Origin of the sequence: Afipia sp. OHSU_II-C1 (genome assembly GCF_000497575.1) — a bacterium.
In the GTDB taxonomy this organism is placed as follows: Bacteria; Pseudomonadota; Alphaproteobacteria; order Rhizobiales; family Xanthobacteraceae; genus Afipia.
Genome location: NZ_APJI01000016.1, coordinates 311,876 through 337,938, shown reverse-complemented (window position 1 = coordinate 337,938; position 26,063 = coordinate 311,876). Strand labels below are relative to the sequence as shown.

Annotated in this window: 23 protein-coding genes; 4 read left to right on the top strand and 19 right to left on the bottom strand. The window is 58.1% G+C overall.

The genetic code is table 11. From position 1 onward, the window contains the following. Window positions 1-100: 100 nt before the first annotated feature. Genes I554_RS0119510 through I554_RS26970 form a run of 3 tightly spaced genes read right to left on the bottom strand, consistent with a single transcriptional unit; the run spans window position 101 to window position 4,043 of the window. Window positions 101-1,585 (bottom strand): hypothetical protein, encoded by a 1,485-nt coding sequence (locus tag I554_RS0119510; protein ID WP_024574583.1) that lies wholly within the window; start codon window positions 1,583-1,585, stop codon window positions 101-103. After that, window positions 1,582-2,853 (bottom strand): cellulase family glycosylhydrolase, encoded by a 1,272-nt coding sequence (locus tag I554_RS0119505; RefSeq protein ID WP_024574582.1) that lies wholly within the window; start codon window positions 2,851-2,853, stop codon window positions 1,582-1,584. The genes I554_RS0119510 and I554_RS0119505 overlap by 4 nt, the downstream gene beginning before the upstream one ends. Then, on the bottom strand, window positions 2,853-4,043 hold the full coding sequence (locus I554_RS26970; RefSeq protein ID WP_244432799.1) for a VpsF family polysaccharide biosynthesis protein: 1,191 nt from the start codon (window positions 4,041-4,043) through the stop codon (window positions 2,853-2,855). Before I554_RS26970 ends, I554_RS0119505 begins: the two co-directional genes overlap by 1 nt. A gap of 201 nt (window positions 4,044-4,244) precedes the next feature. Between I554_RS26970 and I554_RS0119495 the strand changes: the two genes are divergently transcribed. Then, on the top strand, window positions 4,245-5,330 hold the full coding sequence (locus I554_RS0119495) for a glycosyltransferase family 4 protein (protein WP_034473446.1): 1,086 nt from the start codon (window positions 4,245-4,247) through the stop codon (window positions 5,328-5,330). Window positions 5,331-5,345: 15 nt separating this feature from the next. Here the strand turns inward: I554_RS0119495 and I554_RS0119490 are convergent, their stop codons facing one another. After that, the gene (locus I554_RS0119490; protein ID WP_024574579.1) at window positions 5,346-6,758 is read right to left on the bottom strand and encodes a hypothetical protein; all 1,413 of its coding nucleotides are present in this window, start codon (window positions 6,756-6,758) and stop codon (window positions 5,346-5,348) included. Window positions 6,759-6,856: 98 nt separating this feature from the next. Here I554_RS0119490 and I554_RS0119485 point away from each other — a divergent pair, with 98 nt between their 5' ends. Then, window positions 6,857-7,936, top strand: coding sequence for a glycosyltransferase (locus I554_RS0119485; RefSeq protein ID WP_192817772.1), 1,080 nt, complete (start codon window positions 6,857-6,859; stop codon window positions 7,934-7,936). On the opposite strand, the gene I554_RS0119480 is transcribed toward I554_RS0119485, so the two are convergent. From I554_RS0119480 to I554_RS0119465, 4 genes are read right to left on the bottom strand one after another with little or no spacing between them, the layout of a single operon-like run. Then, window positions 7,911-9,386 (bottom strand): oligosaccharide flippase family protein, encoded by a 1,476-nt coding sequence (locus I554_RS0119480; RefSeq protein WP_024574577.1) that lies wholly within the window; start codon window positions 9,384-9,386, stop codon window positions 7,911-7,913. The genes I554_RS0119485 and I554_RS0119480 overlap by 26 nt on opposite strands. Continuing rightward, window positions 9,383-11,401, bottom strand: coding sequence for an alginate lyase family protein (locus I554_RS0119475; protein ID WP_024574576.1), 2,019 nt, complete (start codon window positions 11,399-11,401; stop codon window positions 9,383-9,385). The genes I554_RS0119480 and I554_RS0119475 overlap by 4 nt, the downstream gene beginning before the upstream one ends. 14 nt (window positions 11,402-11,415) lie before the next feature. Further along, entirely contained in the window at window positions 11,416-12,699 is a 1,284-nt protein-coding gene (locus tag I554_RS0119470) for a glycosyltransferase family 4 protein (protein WP_024574575.1), read from the bottom strand. Then, the gene (locus I554_RS0119465; protein ID WP_024574574.1) at window positions 12,680-14,107 is read right to left on the bottom strand and encodes a nucleotide sugar dehydrogenase; all 1,428 of its coding nucleotides are present in this window, start codon (window positions 14,105-14,107) and stop codon (window positions 12,680-12,682) included. The genes I554_RS0119470 and I554_RS0119465 overlap by 20 nt, the downstream gene beginning before the upstream one ends. A gap of 349 nt (window positions 14,108-14,456) precedes the next feature. Here I554_RS0119465 and I554_RS27370 point away from each other — a divergent pair, with 349 nt between their 5' ends. Further along, on the top strand, window positions 14,457-14,711 hold the full coding sequence (locus I554_RS27370; protein ID WP_152528585.1) for a hypothetical protein: 255 nt from the start codon (window positions 14,457-14,459) through the stop codon (window positions 14,709-14,711). A 19-nt stretch (window positions 14,712-14,730) separates the two neighbouring features. On the opposite strand, the gene I554_RS0119455 is transcribed toward I554_RS27370, so the two are convergent. The 9 genes from I554_RS0119455 to I554_RS0119415 all read right to left on the bottom strand — a co-directional run bounded on the left by I554_RS0119455 (window position 14,731) and on the right by I554_RS0119415 (window position 23,066). After that, on the bottom strand, window positions 14,731-15,378 hold the full coding sequence (locus I554_RS0119455) for a glutathione S-transferase family protein (protein ID WP_024574572.1): 648 nt from the start codon (window positions 15,376-15,378) through the stop codon (window positions 14,731-14,733). Window positions 15,379-15,381: 3 nt separating this feature from the next. Next, window positions 15,382-16,125: an SDR family NAD(P)-dependent oxidoreductase gene (locus I554_RS0119450; protein ID WP_024574571.1), complete on the bottom strand. Its 744-nt coding sequence runs from the start codon at window positions 16,123-16,125 to the stop codon at window positions 15,382-15,384. Between the two features lie 35 nt (window positions 16,126-16,160). Further along, window positions 16,161-17,360: a CoA transferase gene (locus I554_RS0119445; RefSeq protein ID WP_024574570.1), complete on the bottom strand. Its 1,200-nt coding sequence runs from the start codon at window positions 17,358-17,360 to the stop codon at window positions 16,161-16,163. 53 nt (window positions 17,361-17,413) lie between these two features. After that, window positions 17,414-18,115, bottom strand: a complete 702-nt coding sequence (locus I554_RS0119440; protein WP_024574569.1) for an ABC transporter ATP-binding protein — start codon at window positions 18,113-18,115, stop codon at window positions 17,414-17,416. After that, complete coding sequence (locus I554_RS0119435; RefSeq protein WP_024574568.1) at window positions 18,108-18,854, bottom strand: ABC transporter ATP-binding protein; 747 nt, start codon at window positions 18,852-18,854, stop codon at window positions 18,108-18,110. Before I554_RS0119435 ends, I554_RS0119440 begins: the two co-directional genes overlap by 8 nt. Continuing rightward, complete coding sequence (locus tag I554_RS0119430) at window positions 18,851-19,855, bottom strand: branched-chain amino acid ABC transporter permease (protein WP_024574567.1); 1,005 nt, start codon at window positions 19,853-19,855, stop codon at window positions 18,851-18,853. The genes I554_RS0119435 and I554_RS0119430 overlap by 4 nt, the downstream gene beginning before the upstream one ends. Then, complete coding sequence (locus I554_RS0119425) at window positions 19,852-20,730, bottom strand: branched-chain amino acid ABC transporter permease (RefSeq protein ID WP_024574566.1); 879 nt, start codon at window positions 20,728-20,730, stop codon at window positions 19,852-19,854. The genes I554_RS0119430 and I554_RS0119425 overlap by 4 nt, the downstream gene beginning before the upstream one ends. Before the next feature lie 56 nt (window positions 20,731-20,786). Next, on the bottom strand, window positions 20,787-21,998 hold the full coding sequence (locus tag I554_RS0119420) for an ABC transporter substrate-binding protein (RefSeq protein WP_024574565.1): 1,212 nt from the start codon (window positions 21,996-21,998) through the stop codon (window positions 20,787-20,789). Window positions 21,999-22,196: 198 nt separating this feature from the next. After that, window positions 22,197-23,066 carry an AraC family transcriptional regulator gene (locus tag I554_RS0119415; protein WP_024574564.1) on the bottom strand — a complete coding sequence of 290 codons (870 nt, stop codon included), beginning with the start codon at window positions 23,064-23,066 and terminating at the stop codon, window positions 22,197-22,199. A 174-nt stretch (window positions 23,067-23,240) separates the two neighbouring features. On the opposite strand from I554_RS0119415, the gene I554_RS27365 reads away from it, so the two are divergent. Continuing rightward, the gene (locus I554_RS27365; RefSeq protein WP_152528584.1) at window positions 23,241-23,474 is read left to right on the top strand and encodes a hypothetical protein; all 234 of its coding nucleotides are present in this window, start codon (window positions 23,241-23,243) and stop codon (window positions 23,472-23,474) included. 357 nt (window positions 23,475-23,831) lie between these two features. Here I554_RS27365 and I554_RS0119410 read toward each other — a convergent pair whose 3' ends face one another. Then, a complete protein-coding gene (locus I554_RS0119410) occupies window positions 23,832-24,680 on the bottom strand; it encodes a universal stress protein (RefSeq protein ID WP_024574563.1) in 849 nt (282 codons plus the stop codon). Window positions 24,681-24,764: 84 nt separating this feature from the next. Then, window positions 24,765-25,952: a cyclic nucleotide-gated ion channel gene (locus tag I554_RS0119405; protein ID WP_034462117.1), complete on the bottom strand. Its 1,188-nt coding sequence runs from the start codon at window positions 25,950-25,952 to the stop codon at window positions 24,765-24,767. Window positions 25,953-26,063: the final 111 nt, after the last annotated feature.

The window sequence follows — 26,063 nt, the reverse complement described above, 5'->3', positions numbered from 1 at the left end:
CACATCGAGCTTGTAAGCACTTTGGCCCGGTTATGGTTAATATTGCTTGAAGGACCGGGTCCGGCTGGCCGTCTGATCGCTGCCCCAGAGCACGTATCGGCTAGGCCGAGGCTCCATAAAGATCGATGGTTTCGATCGTGCTTGTACGATTCAGACTGTGCGGCCCGCGCCTCACGCCTCCATCCCGCACCCGTACGGTTTTCTGTACGCTTTGCCGGACATTCTCCAGGTCCAGCAAATCGATACGGCAGAACGCCAGACCCGTGCCGTAGCCTTCCGAACAGTCCTGTGCGGGCCGCCACAGCGCGCCGTCGTGGTGAAAGAAATCGCCCGCCGGGCGGGCGCAACGATGATCGAGGAGAATCGGATTGCCGGCGTGCGGTTGCCACGGACCGATCAGTTCCGGCGCCCAAAAAACGCTGAGCGTATCCCAGTTTGAACCGCGCCAGCTTCGTGTCGCCGCGAACATCCACCACAACCCGCCGTGCTGGCAGACAGTCGCATCCGAAACTTCGACATTTTGCAGCAGAGTTGCTTCATGAACCCAGCGATCCGGAAAGCGCTCGGCGCGATAGAGGTCGACCGTTCTCGACTGCAGGGATTCCGGGATCATCCATATTGCACCGGCATGGGCGAAGACATGCGGGTATGACAAATGGGATTGCGTTTCCAGGACAGGTTTTGGCCGCTCGAAGCCGCCGGATCCCAACACCGATGCCGAGATCAGTCCCTTTCCTGACATCTGGTCGAACTCTTCGACGAAGAGATGCGTCCGCCCATCCGCAATGAACAGAAAAGGATCGGCATAGTACCGCCCGCCGTCATCAGCCAATCGATGGTAGGCGCCCGCACCTGGCAAAGATGTTCTCGGTTCCATTGCATCTATCTGCCGCCACGCAACAAACCACCGCGGCGCTTCATGACAGAGCCGGGCAATACGGACATTCAATTTGCTGGCAAGTGCTGTTGCGCTAAACGACAGCACTCGGCCAGAATGCATTGGGTTTTCCGTTGACGGTCTGGACAACGATTGCACACCACCCGTCAACGGCACAGTCACAGCCTTTACACACAACTGCAAAAGCGCCGAGAAAATCGTATCAAGCGCCCGCACCGCCACCGTCTTGTCTTCAACGGCAGGCAGCCCTGCGATGAGTGCTCGCCCTTCACCGTCGATAATCGTCAAGGCAGGACTGCGAGCATCCAGCACCGCCAGCAAAGCCGCATCATCCGATGCCGTTCCATCGTACAAGATCTTGAGATCCGACAAGGCACCGTTCTGGGCGTGCCCGGTCAAATCCAGCACACGACCACTGTCCGTCGCGTCCCACGTTTCCAGATAAGGCTCGAACGCATTCTCACTAAGAAGATCGCAGGCATGGTCGTCGTGAAGACGAAAGGCGAACTTCTCCAGCATCAGGAGCAGGGTGAACGCGCGAGGCGGCGACGGTCCGTCGGCCAACCGAACAACCGGATTGATATCGGGGTGCCGCGCAAGACGCGTCACCAGCTCATGCTGCCACCGCCACAACCGCGCACGGTTAAGCCATATCGTCACCTTACGCCTGCCTGTTACCTCGATCATGACGGGCAGCCAGGCTTTGGAATTTGAAGGCCGAGTGCATCCAGCGTCGTACGATCCAGCCTGCGTTCATCGGCGCGGTCAACGATCGCCATTCCGCCGCTTCCATTGAGTTCCCAAATCGACCAGCGGAAATTCCGTCGCTCCGCAGCACACCGCACATCCAGCAGCCACGCCGCCCTCGCCCTCTCGCCCGCTGAGTTCGACGCCGGATTATTGCGCGTCGCGCCAAACTCACCGAGCAGAATGCGACGGGTATCGATGTCATTCCGCAAAGCCCATGCTGCGACAGCATCGAAAGCGACATCGATCACCTTGGCGTTCCATCCTTCGCGAAAGTATGCAGTGATCGCGGCCTTTGCCGCGATGGATTGCCGGGATTTGTCGGCCACCGAGAATGCCGAATCTGCCGATATCCGATCCTGTACAATCCGGATGGCTGCGCTCTCCTCTCCCCTGATCGCCGGATATGGCAACGCCTGCATATCGCGCCAGAACCGCTCCCTCGGCTCCGATGACTCAACACCCTGATGTGTGAAGAGATGAGGCTCGTAATAGTGAAAAGAGAAAAGAACATTCTCGTCGTGAAACGGAGCAGGATCGAGAAGCGTCAACCCTCTCCAGCTGCCTCCCTGGGCGCCGGTTACCACTAGGGTCAAGCGCGGCGCCTCGCGGCGGACGGCTCGATACAAAACCTCCATCATAGCCTGCCAGCGAGCTGCTGTCGTGGTGTCGTAGCCTGCTGGTGGCTCGTTGACAGGCTCCAGCGCGATGCGAGGATCGTTCATGTCCGCAAGCAGTCGCGCCGTCCGGGAAATCGCCGCCGCATAGGCCGTAAACAGCGGCCTATCCACACTAATGAAGATCGTCTCAGGACGATATTGAGCGACCTGGGAATTGGAATGGAAATTGACAATCACACTCAGTTGTCGCGCGCGAAATCGCTGAATCGTCATCCGCAAAATGGTGTCGAGCGCATCGCGCCGCTCGCCTGTCATCTGGAGAAACGGTCCCGGATCAACGGTCAACCGGACAAAATCAAATCCCGACGCCTGAACCGCCGCGATCAATTCGTCCGAGACATAATGCTCGGCCGTTGCAAACGGCGGCCACGCATACAACGCGCTGTCAAGCGGAGACACCGACGCCCAGTTAAGGGGCCGATGCACACCAACGCCTCGCCGGAACTTATCAGAGCCGTCAGCCGCGCGCGCGGTCGTCATGGTCACCACCGCGCATGTCATCACCAATATGCGCAGCAGCCACACCATCACGAAATCCAGCGCCCGGATCGAGAGGTAAAGTCACATATCGTCAACAGCGTGATCATCAGGATATCTGCCGATTTGACCGACAGTGCGTTGTTGGTGAGCGCCAAAGCGAAAAACATCACTGTGGCCAGCATGACAATCGCCGACCGCCCCTTCAGCAGCGCCCGGAACAGATTGGCAAGCAGCAATGCGAACAAAATTGCACCGATCAAACCAAACTGGACGGTGAAGACGACGAAAGAACTTTCGATGAACGGCAGGCCGAAGACGTCGAGCGCGATCCGCTGAACCCGGGCGATATCAGCACCGAACAGGAACTCCTTCCAGGTGAGATAGTCAAATACACCGTAAATGCTGACGCGCGCCAGCGAACTCTGATCAACGAAACCGCCTTCGAAGCGGCTCAACGCTCCCACGGCAAACATGACGGCGATGATTGTGATCAGCACGATCAACCCTGCAATCCCGAGCATCATTTTCCGCTGGATCGCATCGACCCGCGATCGCGCAGGCATGGGCTCCAGAACAAGGAATAGCGCGCACGAAACGCAAGCCGCCAGGCTTGCAATACGCGCTCCGGACGCCAAAGCACCGACAAGCAGGATCACAACGCCCATCAGCTTAAACGACGGCCTCCAGCGCGCAACGCTGAGAAAGCAGATGCCGACGGCGCACCATTGCCCCAGTTGCAACGGATGATCGGATAGCCCGGTCGGTCGGAACACATCTTCTCCCGCCGCATAAGGCAGCAAGCGTGTCCTGAGCGCAAACTCGGCGATGCCGACGAGTGCGCTCAGAATGAGGAACAGAAGGATCAATTCACCGAGGTTCGATCGCCATTGATTTGGCAGCGTCATCATGACGAACATTGCCATGCACGCAACGATGTAAGTGTCCAGAATGTATCCGGATGACGTGCTCTGGCCGCTGACCGAGAGCATCAGGAGCAGACCGCAAATGCCTGCCAGGAAAACGATAATTGCGCGGAGAATTCCAACGTCCTGCCCGCTCAGTTCAATGCGAAAATTAAGCAGGATTCCAAGAGCGACCAGGCCAATCCCGTAGAACGCTGGATGGATCTTCTCGATCGTGGACCCTTCCAGTGTCGTATAATTTATAAACTGGTTGAGAATGAGCGCGTTAAGTCCAATTCTCAGCAAGACAAAAAAGACGAATGACAGATACAGCATTCGCAGCAGAATACGGCTGTCGCTCGGCTCGGTGACGGCGTAACCGGAACGGATCATGGGAAGCTGCGCTATTGTGGCCAGTGAAATTAACCGTAGACAATTCGCGTTAACAGTTGGCTAACCAAACGGTGCGTATGGGTGGGTGCTGGTTTCCGCCATGTGCAACGCCGCGGCATGCGACGAATGCAAGAAACTCCGAAAATGTCCTCCGTCCGCGTTCTGTGCGTCACGCCATTCGGTCCTTCAGGAAAGGGCGGAATCGATCGGCTTTACCACTATTTCCGCGAGTTCATTGCCGACAAGAATGTGTCCGGCATTGATCTACGCTTTGCGCAGTCGCGTGGCGATGCGCGAGGCAACCGCTGGATTGCGACATTTCCGCTCATCCTGGCGAAAATCGGAGTTGAGCTGAGCCGATTCCGGCCCCACGTGGTCCATATCAACTTCGCCACCGGCGGAAGCCTGCCGCGCAAGTATGCCATACTGAAGCTCGCGAAAGCATTTGGCGCGCGGACCATTGTCCATTTCCACGGCCAGTTTATCGAAGATCAGATCACCGCGCGTACAGTGCCGGGTCGATTGTTCAGCGCGATCGCCAACCAGGCTGATTGCGTCGTCGCGCTCGGCAAGGTTCATGCCGACGCCTTCGAGCGTATTGGCGTTCAGCGCGAGCGGATTGCGATCGTTCCGAACGGAATTCCTGACTTTGCGACCGGCCTTGTGCTGCCCAAACCAGACACCGGATCGCTGGCGATTCTCTTCTCCGGCCTGCTGACTGAAAATAAAGGTATGCACGTCCTGATTCCGGCCCTCGCCCACCTGCGTCAGACGACCGATAACTGGCACTGCGTGGTCGCCGGCAACGGCGACGTCCCGCACTTCATGGATATGGCCCAAAAGGCAGGGCTTGAGGAGAAGGTGACGTTCACGGGGTGGATCGAAGCCGGCGAAATGCTCGATCACATGCGCAAAGCCGACGTGGTGGTCCTGCCCTCGCGAACCGAAGCATTGCCGCTCAGCCTGATTGAGGGTGCCTGTGCCGGCGCAGCTCTTGTTGCGACCGATGTCGGCAACGTCCGCGATATCGTGGAAGGTGGAGTTAATGGACTTCTTGTCAAACGTGAGCCTGAGCCGATTGCCTCGGCGTTGCTTGAAGTCGCCACCAACCGCTCTCGTTTGGGTGAGATGCAATCTGCCTCTCGTCAAATCTACCAACGGCATTTTACGGTGTCGGCATTCGCCGACCGACTTCGCGACCTTTATCTGCAGGTCGCCAAAGCGCCGTAGCGGCAGATATCCTGTTCAAGTCATGTGCGGGATCGTCAGCCGCTGATCGATAAACTTGCGCTTTCCCCTGCCCGTCATCGGCAGTTCATCGACGATCTTCAAGTGAATTGTGAGGTCGCCCGCGGCACGTTCTGTCATTCGGGTAAGGTAATCCGAAAAATCCGGCTCCTGGCCACCTTCCGTGACCACCATGAGTTCGACCTCCCCCGGAACACGCTGACAGAATTGCACTTCACGCGTCAGATCATGCCTGTCGATCGGCACACACAGCCCGTTAAAGGGAATAAGGGACCCCGACCGGCTCACCAGATATTCGCTGCTTCGCCGCGGCGCCAGGTGGTTCAGAACGAGTCGGTATCTGTTACTCGCGCTCGGCAATTCGACGAGTTGCGCAGCATCGCGTGTGTCATACCGAATGAGAGGCATGCCTCTGAACATCAACCCGGTCGACACCACACGGCCCATCTTGCCGGGCGTGGTGATCGGCCGGTCGTCGTCATCGACCAGTTCCGTATAGCCGTAAATCGGATCGAACTCATATGTATCCGGCTCGTTGGCCCGCTCGACCGCAAACGCAACCTTCTCACTCAATCCATAGAAGGGCACAGTGGTCGCCTGATCGAAGACCTGTGCAAAAAGATCGCGCTGATGTGGAAACAGCTTTTCCGAAATCGGGAAGATTCCGCGAATCTGCGACAACGGCGCCGCTCCGGTCCGGAGCAGATACTGTGCGAAAATCGCTATCGCGGAAGGATAGCCGTGAATGAAGCGGATGTTCTTTTCACGAATGGCGGCCAAGTATGATGCCATCGTCGTATCATCGAGATGAAAAACCGAGAACCGCAGTTCTTTAAGCGCCGGTTCGACCTCCATGTGGGAGTTCTCGCCGTCGATCAAATCAAACCCGCGGAAAACGCAGCGCCAGTCATGCGCCGTAAACCCGGTTCTTGACCATGCATCGTGAATGAAAGCGTATTCGATCGGGCTGCGATTGCGATCGAGCATGATCGACAGCGGTTCACCGGACGACCCATCGGTCGATGCGCGATCAAGACGATCGAGCGGGACAGTGCACATCTCGTCGCGGTGGTCGAGTACGGTCTGCCGCGAAAGGACAGGCAATCGGGACCAGGCCTCGCTTCCCAACAGTTCGCCGGGCGCGATGTGACCGACCACTGGCTTGAGCGTGCGGGTGTAATAAGGCGCATTCCGGATCGCCAGTTGAACCACTTCGCCAAGCGCCTGCTGGCGATAGGACCGGACAAAATCTGTATCCGTTTTTGCGCGATCGATTACGCTGCGCCAATGACGATAGGTCTTGCCGAACTTGATTGAAGTTGGCACGTACCGAAGGAAGCGGCCGAGCTGGGCCCGCGTCGATAGCGGCAACCGGACATATGCACCGCGCGCGACGTCCAGAACTGTCATCGGTTTCCCCCTGATTTGGCGAACACGACTATGTACCGCAGCCAATGCTTCGCCCGCGGTAAATCGGACATTTACCTTAACCGTGCATGGTCAAATTGATGGTTATTCAATCAAAACACGTCGCGGTTTACGTACCTGCCCTGAACAGGGGCGGAGCGGAACGCGTAGCAGCCCTGCTGGCATCCGGCTTCTTCAAGGCTGGCTGGCAGACCACCCTGCTCGTTGATTTCGAAGCATCCGAGAATCGGTCGCTCATCGATCCTGGCGTGCCAATCCACGTGCTCGGAAATTCGCATGCCAGCTCCGTATTCGCCCTTACCGGCTTCCTGCGCTCGCAGAAGCCGGACATGGTCCTTGCGATCGGAGGCGCGGCAAACGTCAAGCTTTCTCTGGCGCGCCTGTTCGCGGGCGGCCAGTCCCGAATCGTACTTTCGTATCACGGACGCTCCGACGTTGGGCGCGGCCGGCTCGGCCACATGTCTTACTCGTTCGCCCCATGGCTTGGGCGGCGCGCTGCTGCAATTGTCTGTGTGTCCGACGGCTTGCTCGATCATCTCCGCGATGACTGGAATGCCCCCGAAAGCAAGCTGACGCGCATCCACAATCCGGTATCCGTTGAAAACGCCATTCCCGCCAGCCATAGCGACCTTCTCCAGCGTCCACCCGTCGTGCTCGGCGTCGGCCGTCTCAATCCGGAGAAGGGATTTATTGCGCTGGTCGAGGCCCTTCCCCGTCTGCGCTCAGATGCGCGTGTCGTAATCTTTGGCGAAGGCTCCGAACGCGCCAATCTGCTGGCCCGCGCAAAACAACTGGGCGTTCAAGACAGACTGGAACTTCCCGGCTATCGCGATGACCCATGGCCCTGTTATGCGCAGGCCCGCTGTTTCGCTTTAACATCGCGCAGGGAGGCCTTCGGCAATGTGGTTGTCGAAGCTCTGGCTTCCGGACTTCCGGTCGTCTCGACACGAAGCGGAGGCCCGGATGAGATTCTGGACCATGGACGCGTCGGCACGCTCGTGGACAACGGCGACATCGAGTCGCTCGCACAGGCCATCAATCAGGCGCTGGCTGACCCTGGGGATCCGGCGCCGCGGATCGCACGGGCACGCACATTCGACGTCCAGACCGCGATCAATAGCTATCTCGACCTGTTCAATACGATACTGACTCGGCGGTAGCCGTCGGCACGGAATCTCCCCGCCAGATTTCCCATGGCCGGTCGAGCATCCGCACCAGGGCAAATCCGGACGCAGAGAGCGTTGACGCATAAACCGCCATGAACGTTGCGGTTCCGCCGAACAATATAATCAGCGGCAGCTGTCCGCCCAGAAGTACGCGCATGCCGAGGGTTGCCGCGGAGGCAAGCCCGAACGAGATCGTCAATCCCGCGATGGCCTTCCAGGGAACAGAAAATGGCAGCAGGCGCGTGGAGAGAAATGCACTGCCGGCAAGTGAAACGAGCGAGGCAAAAGCCGCGATCATGGCAGCGGCCACCGGACCGCCCTGCGGGATCAAGAGTAAACCCAGCAACAGAGAAATCACCGCAGGCGGTGCCATGCTCACAAACTGCAGCCAGTTCTTCTTCGTGATGTAAAACGCGTTGTCGAAGCAGAAATTCTTCAAACTCGCAAACAGGGTGGCAAATGCAATCCAGGGCATGATCCGCACAGCCTCGGCACGATAAGCCTCCGGCAGCACCAGTTCTGCAAACGGCTGCGCAAGCAACGCGATGCCGGCTGCAACGGCGCCGCACAGCAGAATCAGCGTCAGAACATTGCCGCTCTGGACCCGGCCGGCTGCTTCTCGCCCTTCTGATGAGTAGCTGCGGACAAGCATCGGAAACAAATACGGATTCAGCGACCCACTGAACAGCTCAACCGGTTGCCTCGCGAGCGCATAGGCGGCCGCATAAAGCCCGACGCTCGCAGGTCCAAGCGCATGATTGAGGATAAAGCGATCGAGCCAACCGACCGTCTGCGCCAGCAGCGTGACCGATACGATCGGAACTCCGAACAGCAGGGCCGCGCGATAACCCTGACGCGGGAAATAGGGCCATGGCAGATCCCGAAAAGCCACCGCACAGGCCAGCAATCCCAGAACAAGCGTCACCAGGGAGATTCCAAGCGAGGCAGAAAAGAAAGTCGGCTCGATGACCAGGACCGCGCCTACTCCGCATGCAAGTGACAAGACTCCGCGCGCAATCTCGGTGCAGGCGTATAGCAAGTGACATTGCTGCGTCTGCAGCAGTGTCAAACCGAGCCGCAGCACTGCGAAGGCAAGGACGTAAACCGCGACGGCAACCGTGAACCACCCGGACAGACTTGGCTGGACGATCGACAGCAGCAGCGCGCCAAGCAACGACAGCACGCAGGATACAACGGTCAGAACGAGAGCACGGCCAAGCCTGCCCGCCGACGGCAAGCGGTCCTTGCTCTCACTGCTCAATACAAACAACCGCACCCATCCGCCGGTCGCCATATCGAGGATTTCGCCTGTCACGACGATGAGAGCGAACATTCCGTAGTCGTCCATCGACAACAGCCGAGTCAATACCAGAAGCAGGACGAAGGTCGACAGGCGGGGCACGAGATTTGCCCCGAAATAGAGAACGACGTTCAGGCTTTTCATCGAAGACCTGCGGCCGCTAGGTTCGGGACTGGCGCCAGATCAGGCTGCAAGGCAGGCGAAACCCTTTCTCTGATGGCAGCAGATTGAACCTCGATCCGGGTGCTGAATTCCCGCGTTTGCAGGTCATTCGCGTGAAACACGAGGCGCGTTGCGCTTTGCATAACCCCGAACGCCGGTGAATACTCCGCATTTTCAAGCGTAGCCGTTACACCTCTGGCCGAAGTGAAGCGCATCAACACCTCATCGCCACATGTGACAACGATGGCTGCTCCCTCAATCCTCGCCGAGCAGTCCGGGTGCAACAGGAATCCGATGTCGATCGATACCAGTGGCTTTGATGCCTCGTCTCCAGTCGCAAGCAACTTGTCCGTCACCGTCAACCCGGTGGGATCGATGGTCACCGTGCGCTCACACAACAGTCCATGATCGCGGGCATATCCGTCGTGCTGGGCCGACACGTGAACGTCACTGCCAGCCTCGCGGAGACCGAGATACTTCGATACAGCCTTCCGCCGCCAGTTGAATGCACCCGATATCTCGCTCTGATCTGCTCCATTGATGCAAATCGTGTTGTGAGCCGCAGTACCGCGCAGGCGATCGCGGACCCTGCCGCCGGAATGATACAGATATGTTCCCGCATCGACGAGTACCGGCTTTGCATCGAGATGCAGCATCAGCGACAGGGCATCAGCATGTCCATGGGCCGCGATCGACAGATAGCCGAGCGGACCATGGTCGAACACGACGAGCGATTCGCGTCCGCTCATCTGGCTTCGTGAAACCGTATATCCGCCACGCTCAAATGTACGCGTCCCCACAAATGAAGCGGGTGCGCCGGCCGGCCGGCCGACAAGAAGATTTCGCAATTGTGGAGCACCGTAAACGGCAGCAATATCGGAACGGCCCGTCACGGCCGCGATCCCGCTCACGATTGATGCGACATAGAACGGCTCATGACCCGCTCCGGACGCTATCACGCGGCCTTCATCGTCATCACCGATACGGGGGTGATTTCCGGCACCATCAAGCACCCATCGAAGATGTTCGCCGGCGGCGGTGATGCGCGCAACGACGTCATCGGGAAACGGCGCGCCAGCGGCCTCCGCAACGCGAAATGCCAGAAGATACCATTCGCACGTGAAGGCAGTGTAAGTCGGCGACTGTTCCGCACCCACGCCATCATCGTAAATCTGACGGAATGCCTCTGCAATCAGCACATCTCGCGCTTGTAGCGGATCGGTCGCGGTCCCCTGCCAAAGGGTTCCCAGAATGAAGAGGGCCGCCTCCTCCGCGATCAGATGGTTGTTCGCGGACGAATAGCGGGATGGAAAACGTTTAAGCCAGTATTCATGCGCCGCCAGGCATGCGCCGATCTTGCGAGAAAGACGCCCACCTACCCGATCTCGGCCGATCAGCCCGATTGTCAGCAGGATCGAGACAACGCGCAGCGCCAGCTCAATCCCGGAAATCCAGTTGATGCCCTTGAATGGCGGATTCGCATCGATCCAGCTCTCGATCAGATCAAGAGCAGACTGAGCCAGCTCATCATCATTCTCCAGTCTGGACAGCGCCGCGATCACCGGCACGAACTGGAGGCGATTCAGTTCCCAGACAAGTTTCACATCTCCGCGGAGACGATCGTGCCGGAAGTCGATGTCGAAACAGTAGGCGGTATCCGGCCAGCGCAATCCCGACGCGGGATCAAGATGCCAGTCCATCTCCTTCGACAACCCGAAATCATGAGCGAGCGCGCGATAGACACCAGGCCGCGTCGCGGTCGGCGCAACCGATCGCCAGAGCGAACGTGTGTCGGCATCGATCAACCCGAGCCCGCCGGCATCGACCGGGAGAAACGGAAGATCAGTCGCTTCCGCAGCAAACGCAGAGTAGCCATAAGATCGCGTCGCTGATATGCGGCGCTTTCCAGCCTCACGCAGCCGGTGTCCCAGTTCCGGGATGCTCATGGCCCGGAGCCGATTGACGTACCATCCAAGTTTGCCGAACGAACCTGCCATATCGACAGACGATCCTAGCTTGCCTGCGGAGTCGCAGTGACCGGGTTTTTTGCCTTGGGCCGATTGGTCTTGTTCTTGATCAGAGCAGCGTAAGCTCCGAGCAGCTTAGGCGCCTCGTGCTCCCAGGACAGATCCCGTTCGATCCGCTCACGACCGAAGGCGCCCATCGCCGCGCGACGCTCCGGATCGTCAAGGAGTTCGATAATCTTGCCCGCCATATCCCGTGGATCGTTGTGCCGCGCGTAAAGGGATGCATCGGCCGCGGAAACCCGCCCTTCCGTCAGATCGAACTGAACGATCGGCTTGCTCAGCGCCATGTACTCCATGATCTTGTTCATGGTGGACTTGTCGTTCATTTCGTCAGCCTTGTCCGGATTAACGCAGACATCCGCCGTGTTCAGCATTTCGAACAGGTCGTGGTCACTGGCGCGGCCGGTGAATGTGACGAAATCCTGCACACCGAGCGTTTTCGCCAGCGCCTTCATTTCCTCAAGTGCGGGACCTCCCCCGACAAGCCCAAAATGAATGTCCGATCGCCGGAAGTCTTCCACAATCACCTTCACGGCATTCAGCAGCAGATCAATCCCCTCCTGCGCACCCATGACGCCAACATAGCCTACCAAAAAATTCCGGCCCTTCCGCAACTGCGGATTAGGCGGAAGAATTTGAATACGATTGAGATCCGGACCGGAGCGCACGACAAAGACCTTATCATCGCGCATCCCGCCACGCGTCAGCGCAATCCCGCGATACGATTCATTCGTGGCCAGCGAAATATCCGCCGTCAGGAACGTCATCTTCTCGAGCAGCACAAGCAGCCGATAGAAGAAGTCTTTCCGGCCAAATTTCGATACGTATAGCTCCGGATTGATGTCGTGGTGATCGAATACGAACATCTTTCCAAGGAACAACTTGAAGAAGCCGCCGATCAAAAAGATCGTATCCGGCGGGTTGCACGCATGGATCACATCGAATCCCCGCGCGAAAAGAACTTTCCAGCTCAGGAAGAATTCGCAGGCCAGTGCCCAGCCATATTCGAGCGGATAACCCGAAGCACGCCTGGCTTCGAAGGGCATTCCGTGGCGATGGATGTGAACGCCGTCGACGAATTCGTAGCTCTTTTGCGCGTTAAATCCTTTCGGGCAGATCACAGAGACCACGCATCCGGCTTTGGCCATGGTCTTGGCTTCCGACCATACACGCCGGTCGAAAGGTACCGAGAGGTTCTCGACAATGATCAGGACACGAAGCGGCCGTCCGTCCTTGACAAGGCGCGTATCACCAGTTGATTCCGACATAACGCGCCTTCATGTCTGGAGATGCCCACAACCTGGCAAGGTCGAGAACAATCTGGTCCTCGCTGAGCATCGGCTCGATGCTGCGAAACTCAGGAGATGCGTTTCCGATGATAATGACGTCAGCCGCAACCACGGTTTTCCGCAGCGACGTCATCATGATCGAACCGATGTGAGGAATTGCCTTCTCGATGTATTGCCTGTTCACGCCGGTCAGCGCCGAGAGATTGACGCTCGGATCGTAGAGCTTGAGATTGAAACCCTTTCCGATCAGGCGTTCGATCAATTCGACCTGCGGGCTTTCGCGCAAGTCGTCCGTACCTGGCTTGAAGCTGAATCCGAGCACTGCGATATCCCGCTGACCGAACGCAACGACCTTGTTGATCGCTCTTTCGATCTGATTGCGATTGCTGGGCAGGATATTGGAAAGGATCGGCACCTCGACGTCGAGCTGACGTGCAAGATACGTCAGCGCGCGCGCGTCCTTCGGCAGACAGGAGCCACCGAACGCGTAACCAGGCTTGAGGTAGTAAGGCGAAATATTGAGCTTCGTATCTGAGCAGAACACGTTCATCAGCTCGTAGCTGTCAATGTTCAGTGCCTGGCAGATGTTCCCGATCTCGTTTCCGAAGCAAACCTTGAGCGCGTGCCACGTGTTGTCCGCATACTTGATCATTTCGCTGGCTTCGAACGACACCGTGAAAAGCGGCGCGCGAATTCCTTCATAGAGGTTCGCGACCGCAAGCGCAGCAACCGGATCATCCGCGCCGACAACGGTCTTCGGCGGTGCAAAGAAATCGGCGACAGCCGTGCTTTCCCTGAGAAACTCGGGATTGTACGCTACCGAGAGCCCCTCGCCGCAGCGGCGACCGGATTCGCGCTCCAGAATTGGAATAATGGTGTTGCGCATCGAACCCGGAATCATCGTCGAACGCACGATGACAAGGTGGTCGCCCTGCTTTTCCCGAAGCGCGCGTCCGATTTCAGCAATGACGCTGCAGACGGTATCGATGTTGATGCTGCCGTTATCGCGGCTCGGCGTACCGACGCAAATCAGCGAAATATCGGTGTCGCGGATCGCCTGAACGACATCGTCGGTCGCAGTCAGACGTCCCGAACGGACGCCCTGCTGCATGAAGTCGTCAAGACCGGCCTCGACAACCGGCGGCTTTCCCTCGCGGAAGCACTGCCGCTTGATGTCATTGGTATCCAGCCCAATAACCGTGTGGCCCGTACGCGAGAAACACGCGGCCGATACAGCTCCGACGTAGCCCAGGCCAAAGATGCTGATGCGGCGTGGAGAGGAGTTGTTCGGTATGATAGGAGCAATGACCGGCAAGCGATCGGCAACCGCCTGCGCGCTTCCCGGTGCGAGTTCGATCAGATCGGAGCTATCGAGCCATGAATTCATTTGAGCCTCGTCTTTTTTTAAAGTCGTAGGCTGGCGGAGGCGAAAGAGGAAGACAAAGCGGAATGTCATCGCTTGTTAGGCTTACCTTGCCTCAAAATGAGCGCCTCGGTTAACGTTTCGTTAACCTATTGAACAAGGCATAATCGGATCTATAAAATTGGCTCTATAAGCGCGTCAGAACGCGGCTCAGACGTACAAAGCAAGGCGCATGCTCAGAACAATATTCCAAGTGCTTGCCTGGGCCTCCATCCTCGCAATCGTAATTGTTACGGATGGCCCGATCGGATTGCGGCCAGTCACTCACTTGCCAGGCAGCGTTGAAAGATTTTTCGCCCTTCTCACAGTCGCGATGCTGTTCACTCTCGCCTACCCAAACAGAATCTCAATCGTCGGGCTTTCGCTTGTGCTTGCCGTTTTCATCATTGAGTTTGCGCAGGTCGCGTCGCTAGGCCGTCACGCACGCCTGCGTGACGCCGGCGTCAAGGTGCTAGGCGTCTTCGCCGGATTAACGCTGGGGTATTTTCTGCAAGCCGGGATGGCGTTGATACGCACGAGATTCGGGGGCAACCGAAAGGCCCTGCCGAGCGCAGCCAATCAATCCTGAAGCTCGATTGCGCTGCCCGCTAAATTTCCGCGAAATTCGCTGTTTCGCCGGCTCGGTATCCCGCACGTGATGTGACACGCTCAAGGTATGGCGCAGCGCTGTCGCAAATGCCAACTCCGTAATCGATGGCCCACGTCAGGCAAGTCGTCAGCAGTATGTCGGCCGTGGTGAACTGGGCACCCATGAGATAATCGCGACCATCCGACAAAGCCACATCGACATGCCGAAGCTGTTCGCGGAAGTATTCGCCTGCCTTCGCAACAACATGCGGCGCATCCCCATAGATATGCGCCAGTCCCTTGTTGGTACCATGTCGCCTCATGACATAGAGACTGGTTGAGTCCAGCTCGGTCACGATGAAGAAGCACCATTCCAGCCACTTCGCATAGAGTTTTGGACAATCTGGGACGAGCCCTCCGTCTCCTGTCCGATGCTTGTTGGCGAGATATGCAACGATGGCCGCGCTCTCCCCAATGGTCAAATCGCCGTCCTGCAAAAGCGGAATCTTCTGCCTTGGATTCAGGATCGTATACTCCTCCGTCTTGGTCTCACCCGATCGCGGAAGGATGGGCCGCGACCTGTACGGAAGATTCAATTCGTGAAGTGCCCAGTGCGCGCGTATCGTGCGCGTAGTGCCGACACCCCAAAGGATAAGATCGCCTGCCATTTTTCACCAAGTCTCCACCGAGGGGCGCAGATCGAGCTCGTGAGTCCAGCCGTCTTTGGATTGATGGTGAGCAAACCAGTACGCCTCGGCAATGGACGCGGTTTTGGTCAGGCTGTCGGGCGGAATTTCGCTGGCGCTGATTCCGGTTGCCGCCTTCATGCGCTGATGAATAGCTTCGCTGTCGACGCCTGCATCGATCAGGAGATGGACGACATGAATATTCTTCGGTCCGAGCTCACGGGCCATTGCCTGGGCGACGGCGCGCAAGCCGAACTTGGCTGCCGAAAACGCCGCAAAACCCTTTCCGCCGCGAACGCTCGCGGTTGCGCCGGTAAATAGGATGGTCCCGCGGCCCCGTACCGACATGTGTTTGGCCGCCTCGCGCCCCACAAGAAAGCCCGCATAGCACGCGAGTTCCCAGGCTTTGAAGAACAGCTTCTCTGTTGTCTCCAGCAGCGGCTTGTTGACGTTCGATCCAGCGTTGAACAGGCAGACCTCGATTGGGCCCACCTCCTTCTCGACATCCGCGAACAGTTTCTGCACTTCCTCTTCCTTGCGCGCATCGACGCTGTAGGCGCGGACGTCGTGTCCATCGGCTTTCATCGAATCGACAAGCCCCTGCGACTTGGCAGCCTCGCGCCGCGCGACGCAGACCGTATAGCCGCCCTTTGCAAATCTCTGAGCAACCGCAGCCCCGATAGCATCGCCTGCACCGACAAGAAGTGCGACCTTCGTTTTATTCGTCACTGTCCGTTCTCCAGAAGCTGAAACCGTTCGCTCATTTATCCGGCCGCCCTGACCGCTTTGTCGGCGATCATTGCGTCAATAGCTGCGTCCGCGTACCCAAGTTCGCGTAGGACCGTGCGAGAGTGCTCGCCCACCCGCGGCGCCGGCCCGCCAATCGCAGCCCGATTGACCTCGAAGATTGCCGCTGGCTTCGGCTGCCGCACCCGGCCAACCGTCGGCTGTTCGAACTCCTCGATCAACCCGCGCGCCACCACCTGTTCGTTATCGATGATTTCAGCGCGACGAAGAATCGGCGAGCATGGCACGTCGGCAGCGTCGAGTCGCTCCAGCCATTCGGCTGTGGTATGCTTGGCAATGTATTCCTGCATCGTGTTGATGCGGGCCGTCGCGTTGATGAACCGCGCGCTCGGCGTTGCAAAACGCTCGTCCTTCGCAAGCTCCGGATCGCCGGATGCCTTGCAGAAGCCCTGCCACTCTGAATCCGAGATCGTTCCACAGGTGATGTAACCATCCAGGGTCTGGAACACGAGGTCCGGCCGGTCGTTCGGATCTGTTGTCGAGGCTTCAGAGCCAACCACCGTGTACTGCATCATGCCTTCCGGCCACAGATAGGAAATCATGGCATCCAGCATGGCCACCTGGATATGGTCGCCCTTGCCCGTCTTTTCGCGGGCATAAAGGGCGGAAGACACCGCCTGCGCCGTGAAGACCGAGGTGGTTTTGTCACAGACGATGGTGCGGATCATCTGTGGACGGTTCGTGATCGGTTGCGCCTGAATGTCGGCAAAGCCCGACAGCGCCTGAACGATGGGGTCGTAAACCCGCTTCTTGACATAAGGCCCGCTGTCGCCGACGCCGCTGATAGAGACATAGATCAATCGCGGATACTTTTCGCGTAACTCTTCGTGACCGAGCCCGAGGCGCTCCATGGTGCCGGGACGGAAGTTCTGCACCAGCACATCCGCCTGCGACGCCAGTTTGGCCAAGACCTCACGCCCTGCATCACTCTTGATATCGATCGACAGCGAGCGCTTGCCGCGGTTGCACGAGACGAACAGAGCCGAGAACTCACCGGCCGCATCGATCAGGTTCCGGCTGCGGCGGGTGCCATCGCCGCCGATCGGCTCGATCTTGAGCACATCCGCACCCTGATCAGCCAGAAACATCGTCGCATACGGACCCGACACCACCGCTGTCAGATCAAGGACCCGCACTCCACTTAAAGGACCAGGCATATCTTCACTTCCCGTGCTGAAAAACTCGCTTCGGCCTTCGCCATCCGTGAACGTCACACACTCAGATACGTCCGCCTGACGTCTTCATTTGCGATCAATAATTGCGTGTCGCCGGCGAACTGAACCCGTCCCTGACTAAGTACGTAGACATAGTCAGCCAGTTGAGTGGCGAGATGATAGTTCTGTTCAACCAGCAGAATGGGGGTTCCTGACGCCTTGATATCCTTGAGTACGGCTTCGAGTTTCTCGATAATCACCGGCGCCAGACCTTCGCTGGGTTCGTCGAGGATCATCAGATCGGGCCCGGCGACCAGCGCCCGTCCGATTGCCAGCATCTGCTGTTCGCCGCCGGACAGTTGCCCGCCAAGGCTCCTGCGCCGTTCGGCAAGGCGCGGAAATATCTCGAACACATACTCCACTGGCTTGCGCCGCGGCCGATGCTTCGATGCACCAAGAGCAATGGCAAGATGTTCCTCAACAGTCACTGTCGGGAAAATGCCGCGGTCCTCAGGCACGAAAGCGATGCCGGACTTCACAATTCGATGTGTCGGCAAACGCGTAATATCGGTTCCATTGAAAATAACGTGGCCACCTCGCGCCGGCGTCAAACCGAGGATCGAACGCAGCGTCGTTGTCTTGCCGGCACCGTTACGTCCGAGCAGCGCCACGCACTGCGCGGCAGACACGGAGAGATCGACGCCTTGCAGAATGTGGCTTTCACCATAGTAGGTGTGAAGATGTTCGACCCTAAGCATGGTGCTGCCCCAGATATGCTTCGATCACCTGGGGATTGGACTGAATCTCGTGCTTCGTTCCTGTTGCAAGCACCTTGCCGTAACTCAGCACCGTAATGACATCACAGATCGCAAACACGACATCCATATCGTGTTCGACCAGAACGATAGTCAGCTCACTTGACAGGCCATTGATCAGCTTGATCAAGCTGGCGCGCTCATCGGGTGACGTTCCGGCCGCCGGCTCGTCCATCAGCAGGATCTTCGGTTCGGCACAGAGTGCGATCGCCACCTCGAGCTGGCGCTTCTGTCCGTAGGACAGCTCGTTGACATTCCGATGCAGCACGGAGTCAAGGTGCATTTGCTCGGCGGCGAGACGCGCTTTGCCGACGACATCCGAAAATGACGCGCAAGAGCGAAATACCGAGCGCCGCGACGCATCAAACGCCTGGCAGGCAACGCGTAGGTTCTCGAGCACCGTAACGCTCTCGAGCAGCATGTTCTTTTGGAAAGACCGAGACAGCCCACCTCGCGTAACAAGGTCTGGTCGCCCCTGCTGCACCGGGACGCCATGAATGAGAATTTCACCGCTGGTCGGCGGCTGCCATCCCGTGATGATGTTGAACAGCGTGGTCTTGCCGGCGCCGTTCGGCCCGATCACGGCATGGCGCTGACCCGTCGGCACCTTCAGGTCGAGGTCGCTGATAACCTGAAGCCCGCCAAAGGCCTTGCGTAGATTTCTGATCTCAAGCGCGCTCATTGCCGCTTTCCGATCAGCGCAGTGATGGCGCCGAGAACACCGCCGCGGAAAAACGCAACCACAAGCATGAAGAAGATGCCGAAGAACAAGTTGTATTCCTCGGTGATCATGCTCAGCGCCTGCTTGACAACGACAAAGACGGCGGCCCCGACAAACGGCCCAAGGATGACATTAGCGCCACCGATGATGACCATCAGCACGCCCTCACCGCTCATCTGCCAGCTCATCGCATCGGGATTGATGAAATAGGTGTACTGCGACTGCAGGATCCCCGCGACAGCGCAAATCACGGCAGCAAGAGCAAACGATCCAATCTTGTAGTTGGCGACCGCATATCCCATCGATATCATGCGCCGCTCGTTTTCGCGGATGCCGACCAGGACACTTCCGAAAGGCGACGTTACGATGCGCCACAGCGCCAGCAACGCAACAGCAGCAACAACAAGGACGTAATAGTAGAAGCTGGTTGGATTGTCCGCGCTCACAGCGAGCCATGACAGATCGGGGCGCGGAATTCCCGTCATGCCGTCAGAGCCGTTGGTCCACCGCAATTTGATCATCGCGCCATAGAACATCTGGGAAAATGCCAGCGTGATCAGAAGGAACTCGACGCCGCGCGTCCGCGTGCAGATTGCGCCAATGGCAGCAGCAATTACAGCTACCACCACCAGCGTGACCGGCGCAGAAACCCACAGCGGCCACCCCAGCAGCGCCGTTCCGATCGCGATGCCGTATCCACCGAACCCGAGAAACATCGCCTGTCCGAGCGATACGAGGCCCGTGTACCCGGTCAGAAGGTTGATGCCGGATGCAAATACACCCGCGATCATGACTTCGACCGCCAGTGTCATGACATAGCCGGAGGAAAACGACGGCAGCGCGCAAAGGCCGACGCCGAAGAGCGCGAACAACACCGCGCAAGCGCGACGCGACATTGGAAGCGACAGACGCTTCACCCCGCTGGAACCGTTGTCCCGTGCAAGAATGATATCTGCGCTCATGCGACCCTCCCCACCGCGCCAAAAAGGCCCTGTGGACGAAAGATCATCACTGCAATCAGAAGGGCATAAATCGCAAAAAGCTCAGCCTCCGGAAGGTAAGCCTGGGCAAACGTATCGGTCATACCCACGATAAGCGATGCATAGAACGACCCCCTGAGATTGCCGAGACCGCCCACCACCACGACCACGAACGTCGTCACGACGATTCCGATTCCCATGTTGGAGTAGATGCTCATGACCGGTGCGGCGACGACACCCGCAAAGCCGGCGAGAGCGGAACCGAACCCGAACACCAGCGCAAACAGAACATTGATGTTGATGCCGAGCGCCGTGACCATCTCACGGTTGTCGACACCGGCCCGCAGCGTGGCACCGATCAACGTACGGTCGATGACCAGGACAAGCGCGACAGCGATGGCAATGCCAACCGCGATGATGAAAAGCCGATAGAGCGGATATTCGATGCCCAGCAAGGCAACACGGCCTTTGAGGAAATCGGGCGTGGCAATGCTGTGAAATGCCGATCCGTAGATGTACTCGACGGCACCCGCGGTTGCGAACAGCAGGCCGAACGTTAGCAAGGCAAGATCGAGATGCGTCGAGCGTCCGCGCTGAGCCAGCGGTTGCAGAACGAAGAGTTGCAGCACAAAGCCCGCCAGGAACGGCAGCAGCGGGCCTATCAGCAGCGCAAGCCAGAACGAGCCGGTCTTGTTGGCAATAACCAGCCCGAAGTAAGCGCCCATCGTGAAGAACGCGCCGTGGGCCAGATTGAGGATGTTCATTAACCCGAAGATCAGCGTAAGGCCGACCGCGAGCAGGAACACCAGCATGCTTAGCTGGACGCCATTAAGAAGCTGAATCAGAAAAAGCTGCATGTTTCACACAACGTCGAGAAAGCGCGAGCTTCGCCGGAAGCGAAGCTCGCCTCGGATCAGAACGATTTCGTGCAACCCGGCAGATCGCCCGCTCCCGGAAACTGATCCAGCGATTTACGCTGCATCTTGCCGTCGGGTCCCTTGACGATCTCGATCACATAGACCTTCTCAAGCAACGCGCTGTTCTGCGCATTGAACTTGATCTTTCCACGCGGAGCGTCGAACGTCAGGTCGCGCATCGTGGAGATGAACTTGGCGCGATCTTCCGGCATCTGGCCGCCGAGCTTCTCAAGTGTCAGCATGATCGCCTTGCCGTTGTCATAGCCAAGCTCCGCGCTGACGTCGGGTTCCTGCTTGTACTTCGCGGTATAGGCCTTCACGAACTTCTGGTTCGCTTCGGTGGGGATACCCGGATAATGCGTGGCAACGTGCTGCGCATTCAGAGCCAGATCGCCCAGGGCCGGCCAAAGCGCTTCGTCATAAACCCAGTGGTCGCCAATCAGGGGGATCTTGGTCCGTAGTCCGAAATCGGCGTGCTGCTTGACGACCTGGATTGCTTCCGCGCCTGCATAGAAGGCGTAAATAATTTGCGCGCCAGAGTTTGCAGCCTGCGTCAGCGCGGCGCTGTAGTCCTTGGTCTTCTGGAAGGGTGTCCAGATTTCCTCGATCACCTTGCCGCCGTTGTCCTCGAAGCCGCGCCTGAATCCGCCGATGAACGCACGGCCCGCGGAGTAATCAGGCCCCATTGTGACGGCAGTCTTTATCCCCTTGCTGGCCCAATACTTGCCGGAAGCGTACTCGAAGCCATTGGCGCTGAAAGACGTGCGAGCGATGTATGGGCTGCAGAACTTGCCCGTGATCTCGTCGGCGAATGCATTGGCAAACACCATCGGCATCTTGTTCTTGTCGGCCAGTTCGGAGATCGCGATACCGACATTCGAGCCAACGACCCCCGCGACGAGATCGACCTTGTCGGACTGCACGAACTTGTTGAACTTCTGAACTCCCACGCTTGGGGTCAGCTCATCATCGGCGCGGATAATCTCGATGGGACGACCGCTCGCCTTGTTGCCGAACTCCTCCAACGCGACTTGAAAGCCGCGGTCGATGCTTTCCGCCGGGACAGCATAGACCCCCTTGTAGGGCAGCATCAGCCCGATCTTGATCGGTGTCTTTTCCTGCGCATGCGTCGTTACGCTGGCCGATGCCGCAAGGCCTATTGCTGCGGCAAACCCAATGCGCGTGTATCCCTTGAAAGAAACTACCATCCCGCTCTCCCTATGCCGGGCGTTCCGCCCCGAAACTCCCGCTTGACCACGGCCGAGCGGCCGCGGTCTGCGTGGATTTTTGTGGGATAGTGTTAGATCGGGAGGCTGATCCTGACTTGCAGGATAGCGCCAGGACTTCCGGAAAAACGCCATTTAGTCCGGAAAAACCGGTCGGCGCATGTCAGAGAGGGTTGCTGCCTACGACAGACAGCGCTGACGGAACGCGGATGGCGTCACACCGGTCGCTTTCTTGAAACTTGTAGAGAAATGCTGGGCGTGGCTGAAACCGGTCGCGAGGGCGACATCGACAATGCTGTCTTCCGTATCTGACAGTCGGCGCTTCGCTTCATCGATCCGGCGCGAAAGAACGTAGCTATAGGGCGTCACGCCGACGCTTTCCTGAAACGCCCGCAGGAAATGCCGCTTGCTCAGCCCCGCGATCTCCGAAAGTTCCGCAAGACAGATCGGCTGGGTCAGATTCTCCCGAACATATTCCTCAAGGCGCCGAAGACTGCGGCCAGGCAAACCGCCCCGCAACTCGCTGGACGCCTGCTGACTTCTTTCGCTGACCCGGGAAATATGGGCCAGTGCCTGAATCGACCATCCCTCCGCCATGAGGTTGAAAACGTTATCCGGCGAGGCTGCCTCACGGCAGAGTTCGGCGAGGCCGCGGGTCAATCCGTCGTGCTCAAAAGCCACTGTGGGATTCGTAATTGCCTGTTGAAGGCGCTCACCCACGAAAGACGGGTTCAGGAACACCACCGTGTAGTCGAGGGTCGGCCCGACATTCCACTCACCTTCGATCTCGATGGCGGCGGGGAAGATCGCGAGCTTCGACTTGCCCGGAAACCAGCGCTCCACCGGCCGTCCGTCAATCGTGGCTCTCAGGCGTTCGGCTCCCTTGCCGAACCAGAACAGTGACAGCTCCGGCTGGCGAAAATGCCAATGCATTCGTCCTACTGTTTCCCTGCGAAGCACTTCGATGCGCATGCTCGGCGTGTCGGTAATGACCGACGATACAAGATCGCCTCCGACCAACCGGACGTAGTTCTCGCCAACATGTGCCATCCCAAACCCCGCTCAAACGTGAGTTCCAAGATAGAATGCATCAAACACGTCAAAGAAGCGAGCCGGTTTGTTGTTGCGTCGCAACATAATCCCTCCTTGGGGACCTTTGCTTCAAGATGTTGACAAAAGCGGACGTCGACGGGCCGATGACCGCGGCGACGATGCCCGCCTGCGGTGCTGGGAAGCGACACAGCAGGTGTTAAAGCGTTCACTTTCTCTGCGCTGCTCGCGAATTCCGTCATGGCCCAGCACAAGCACAACGATCGCTGCAACCGGCAGGAAGTATCGCGGGTGCAAGCGATCCCGTTATCGCACGGGCGGATCGAGAAACCTCGCGCCGAAAAATGCGAGCCCTTTGGCGATGTCATCAAGGCCGGAGTAACGGCTAAAGAATCTGCGTGTGCGTAAGCGACCCTGTGATTGCTCACGCCGTGCGACCTTGTGAGGGAGCGCGGTGAGAACCGCATCGCAGATGCAGGCGGCCCTAGGCTGAGTAATGACAATCACGCTCGCGAAACAACGCCGCGACCATCTATAAATATTTGATTTATTTTCTATTTTGGCTGGGGGCCCAATACTGATAGCACCCGTCTCCGGGCGAATTCCTTGGCTTGCAAGAAAGCCTTTGATCTGTATCAGAGGCGCGGTTAGTTCCGGTTAGGAACCGGCATCACATCAATGGTGCCCTTGCCAGAACGGCTTGGTCGCCGCAAACGCACCGTAGGCAGCGACAATCGTTGGATTCAATCGTCGCGCACACATGCATCAATGCGAGAGAAACACCGGAACCGGTGGACGCACGAGCATGCTTCTGGTGGCGCCCCCGAGAACAAATTCGCGAAAACGCGAATGACCATAGGCTCCCATCACCAGGAGATCTGCATCGCGCAACGTCAAATGCGACTCAAACACAGTGGCGATGTCGCGGCCCGCGGCATCGACTTCGTCGAGAACCACATTGATGCCGTGACGCGCCAAATATTTAGCAAGTTCCGCGCCAGAGCGTCCGCTGGTAAACACCTTCTCATTGTTCACCGTCAGTATGCAGACCAACTTCGCTTTCTTAAGGAGCGGCAAGGCGTCTGCCACCGCGCGCGCGGAATTTCGGCTGAAATCCCAAGCGACGACCACCGTGTTCAAGGCAACCGCCTTGCTCCATCTCGGTCGTTGCGGCAGAACAACCGTGGGCCGCCCAGAACCGAAGATCAGGGTTTCGGCGAGCCATCGCTCGACGGTATCGACATCTGGCATCGGGACAACGGTGAGATCCCGGAGACGCGCATAGTCGGTGACCAGATCGGGAAATTCCGGCGTCGTGCATTTTTCCAGAATGACCTCCTGAAACACACCCCTTTGCTCAGCGGCTTTCTGGAATTCAGCCAGTTCTTGCGCGGCAGCGGCCACACTTTTCTTCAGCTCGGCGCTTACGAGCGCCGGGACATTCAGCAACGCGCTTCCCAGTGGACTAGCTGGTGCTGGCACTTTCACCTCGCAAGCGATGGCAGAAATACGAGATTCGAGCGCGGCAGCGAGCGCGACAGCATCATCGATCCCGGATGGCTTTGTTCGCTCGGGATAAGTGGTCAGGGAAACCAGAATGTCCTCGAATGCCATAGCGAACTCCTTTTCAAAAAATCTCCTCCTTCGTTATCGTCGAACGCGGGCGCGCTTCTTGATTCATCGCAAACCGATCAAGATCTAGCTTGGTATTGGCGCCTTAGCCTCATGACCAGTCCGCCCGGAGGCAATCTTGTCGATATGTTCGGCAATATGGGGGTCGCGGGAAATTAGCGATCTCAGGTCCGAAGCGTCGAGCACCAGAAGCCTGGAACGCGCGCAGGCGATGACAGTTGCCGATCGCGAGGTCTTTCTGAGCAGAGCGCGCTCACCGAAAAACTGCCCTGCCCCGAGCTTCACCGACTGACCGGGTCGAAGCTCGATTTCGACCTCGCCCTCCGTGACGAAGTACATCGCATGTGCGACGTCACCTCGGCGAGCGATGATCTCCCCCTTTTCGACTTGCCGGGCGCGCAGCAGTTGCATCACATGGGCGATGTCGCCAGCGGTCAAATGAGAAAAGATCGGCACGCGCGCGACCATGCTCCAGGTGACGATGAAGTCGCGCCGATGGATGACGTCCGAGAATGCATTAGCGACGATGCCGACCGGAAGTGCGATCATGACAACACCTCCAACAATGATGACCGCAGCCACCATCTTTCCGGTCGCGGTTGCCGGAACGACATCGCCATATCCAATCGTGCTGAGTGTGACGAGCGACCACCACATAGCGTCCGGTATGGTCCCGAACTTGTCGGGCTGGATCGTCCCCTCGATTGCATGCATGGCACCCGCCGACACCAGCGTGGCGCAAATCAGGATGACGAGGCAGCCGATCAGGGCGCGCCGCTCGCTCCAGAGTACATCGAGCAGGGAGTTCATCCCGGACGAATATCGGCTGAATTTCATTACGCGCAGCACCCGGAGCACGATCAGGACACGAAAATCTGCCGTTTCCAGCATCGCGCCCCAAAGGGGACCAATTGCTAGAAAATCAACGATTCCCTGCCCGCTCAGGATGTAGTTGCGACGCACGGTACGCTCACTCAGCTCCCGGTAAGGTACATGCTCCGGGGCGACCCAGATTCGGGCGGCGTATTCGATACTGAATGCAATGAGGCTGATGATCTCGATGGCGTGAAATAAGCTTCCATACTTGTCGTTCAAGTGCGGCACCGACTCCAGCACTGTTCCACATAGACTCACCACAACAAGGGAAGCGATGAGCCAGGTTACCAGCATTCCAGATCGCGTCTCATGCGGCGAGGCTTCCAAAATTTCGTAGAGACGCCTGCGCGTCCGCGAGGACGCAGTGCGGTAGGTCATAACGCAGCCTTTCGCCGAAATGTGGCAACGGCGAGCGGATCAGCAGGCCCGTCGTATTGAGTGGCTGGATTATCTGGTACCGTGTGGAAAGCGCAGCCGATTGACCCACAT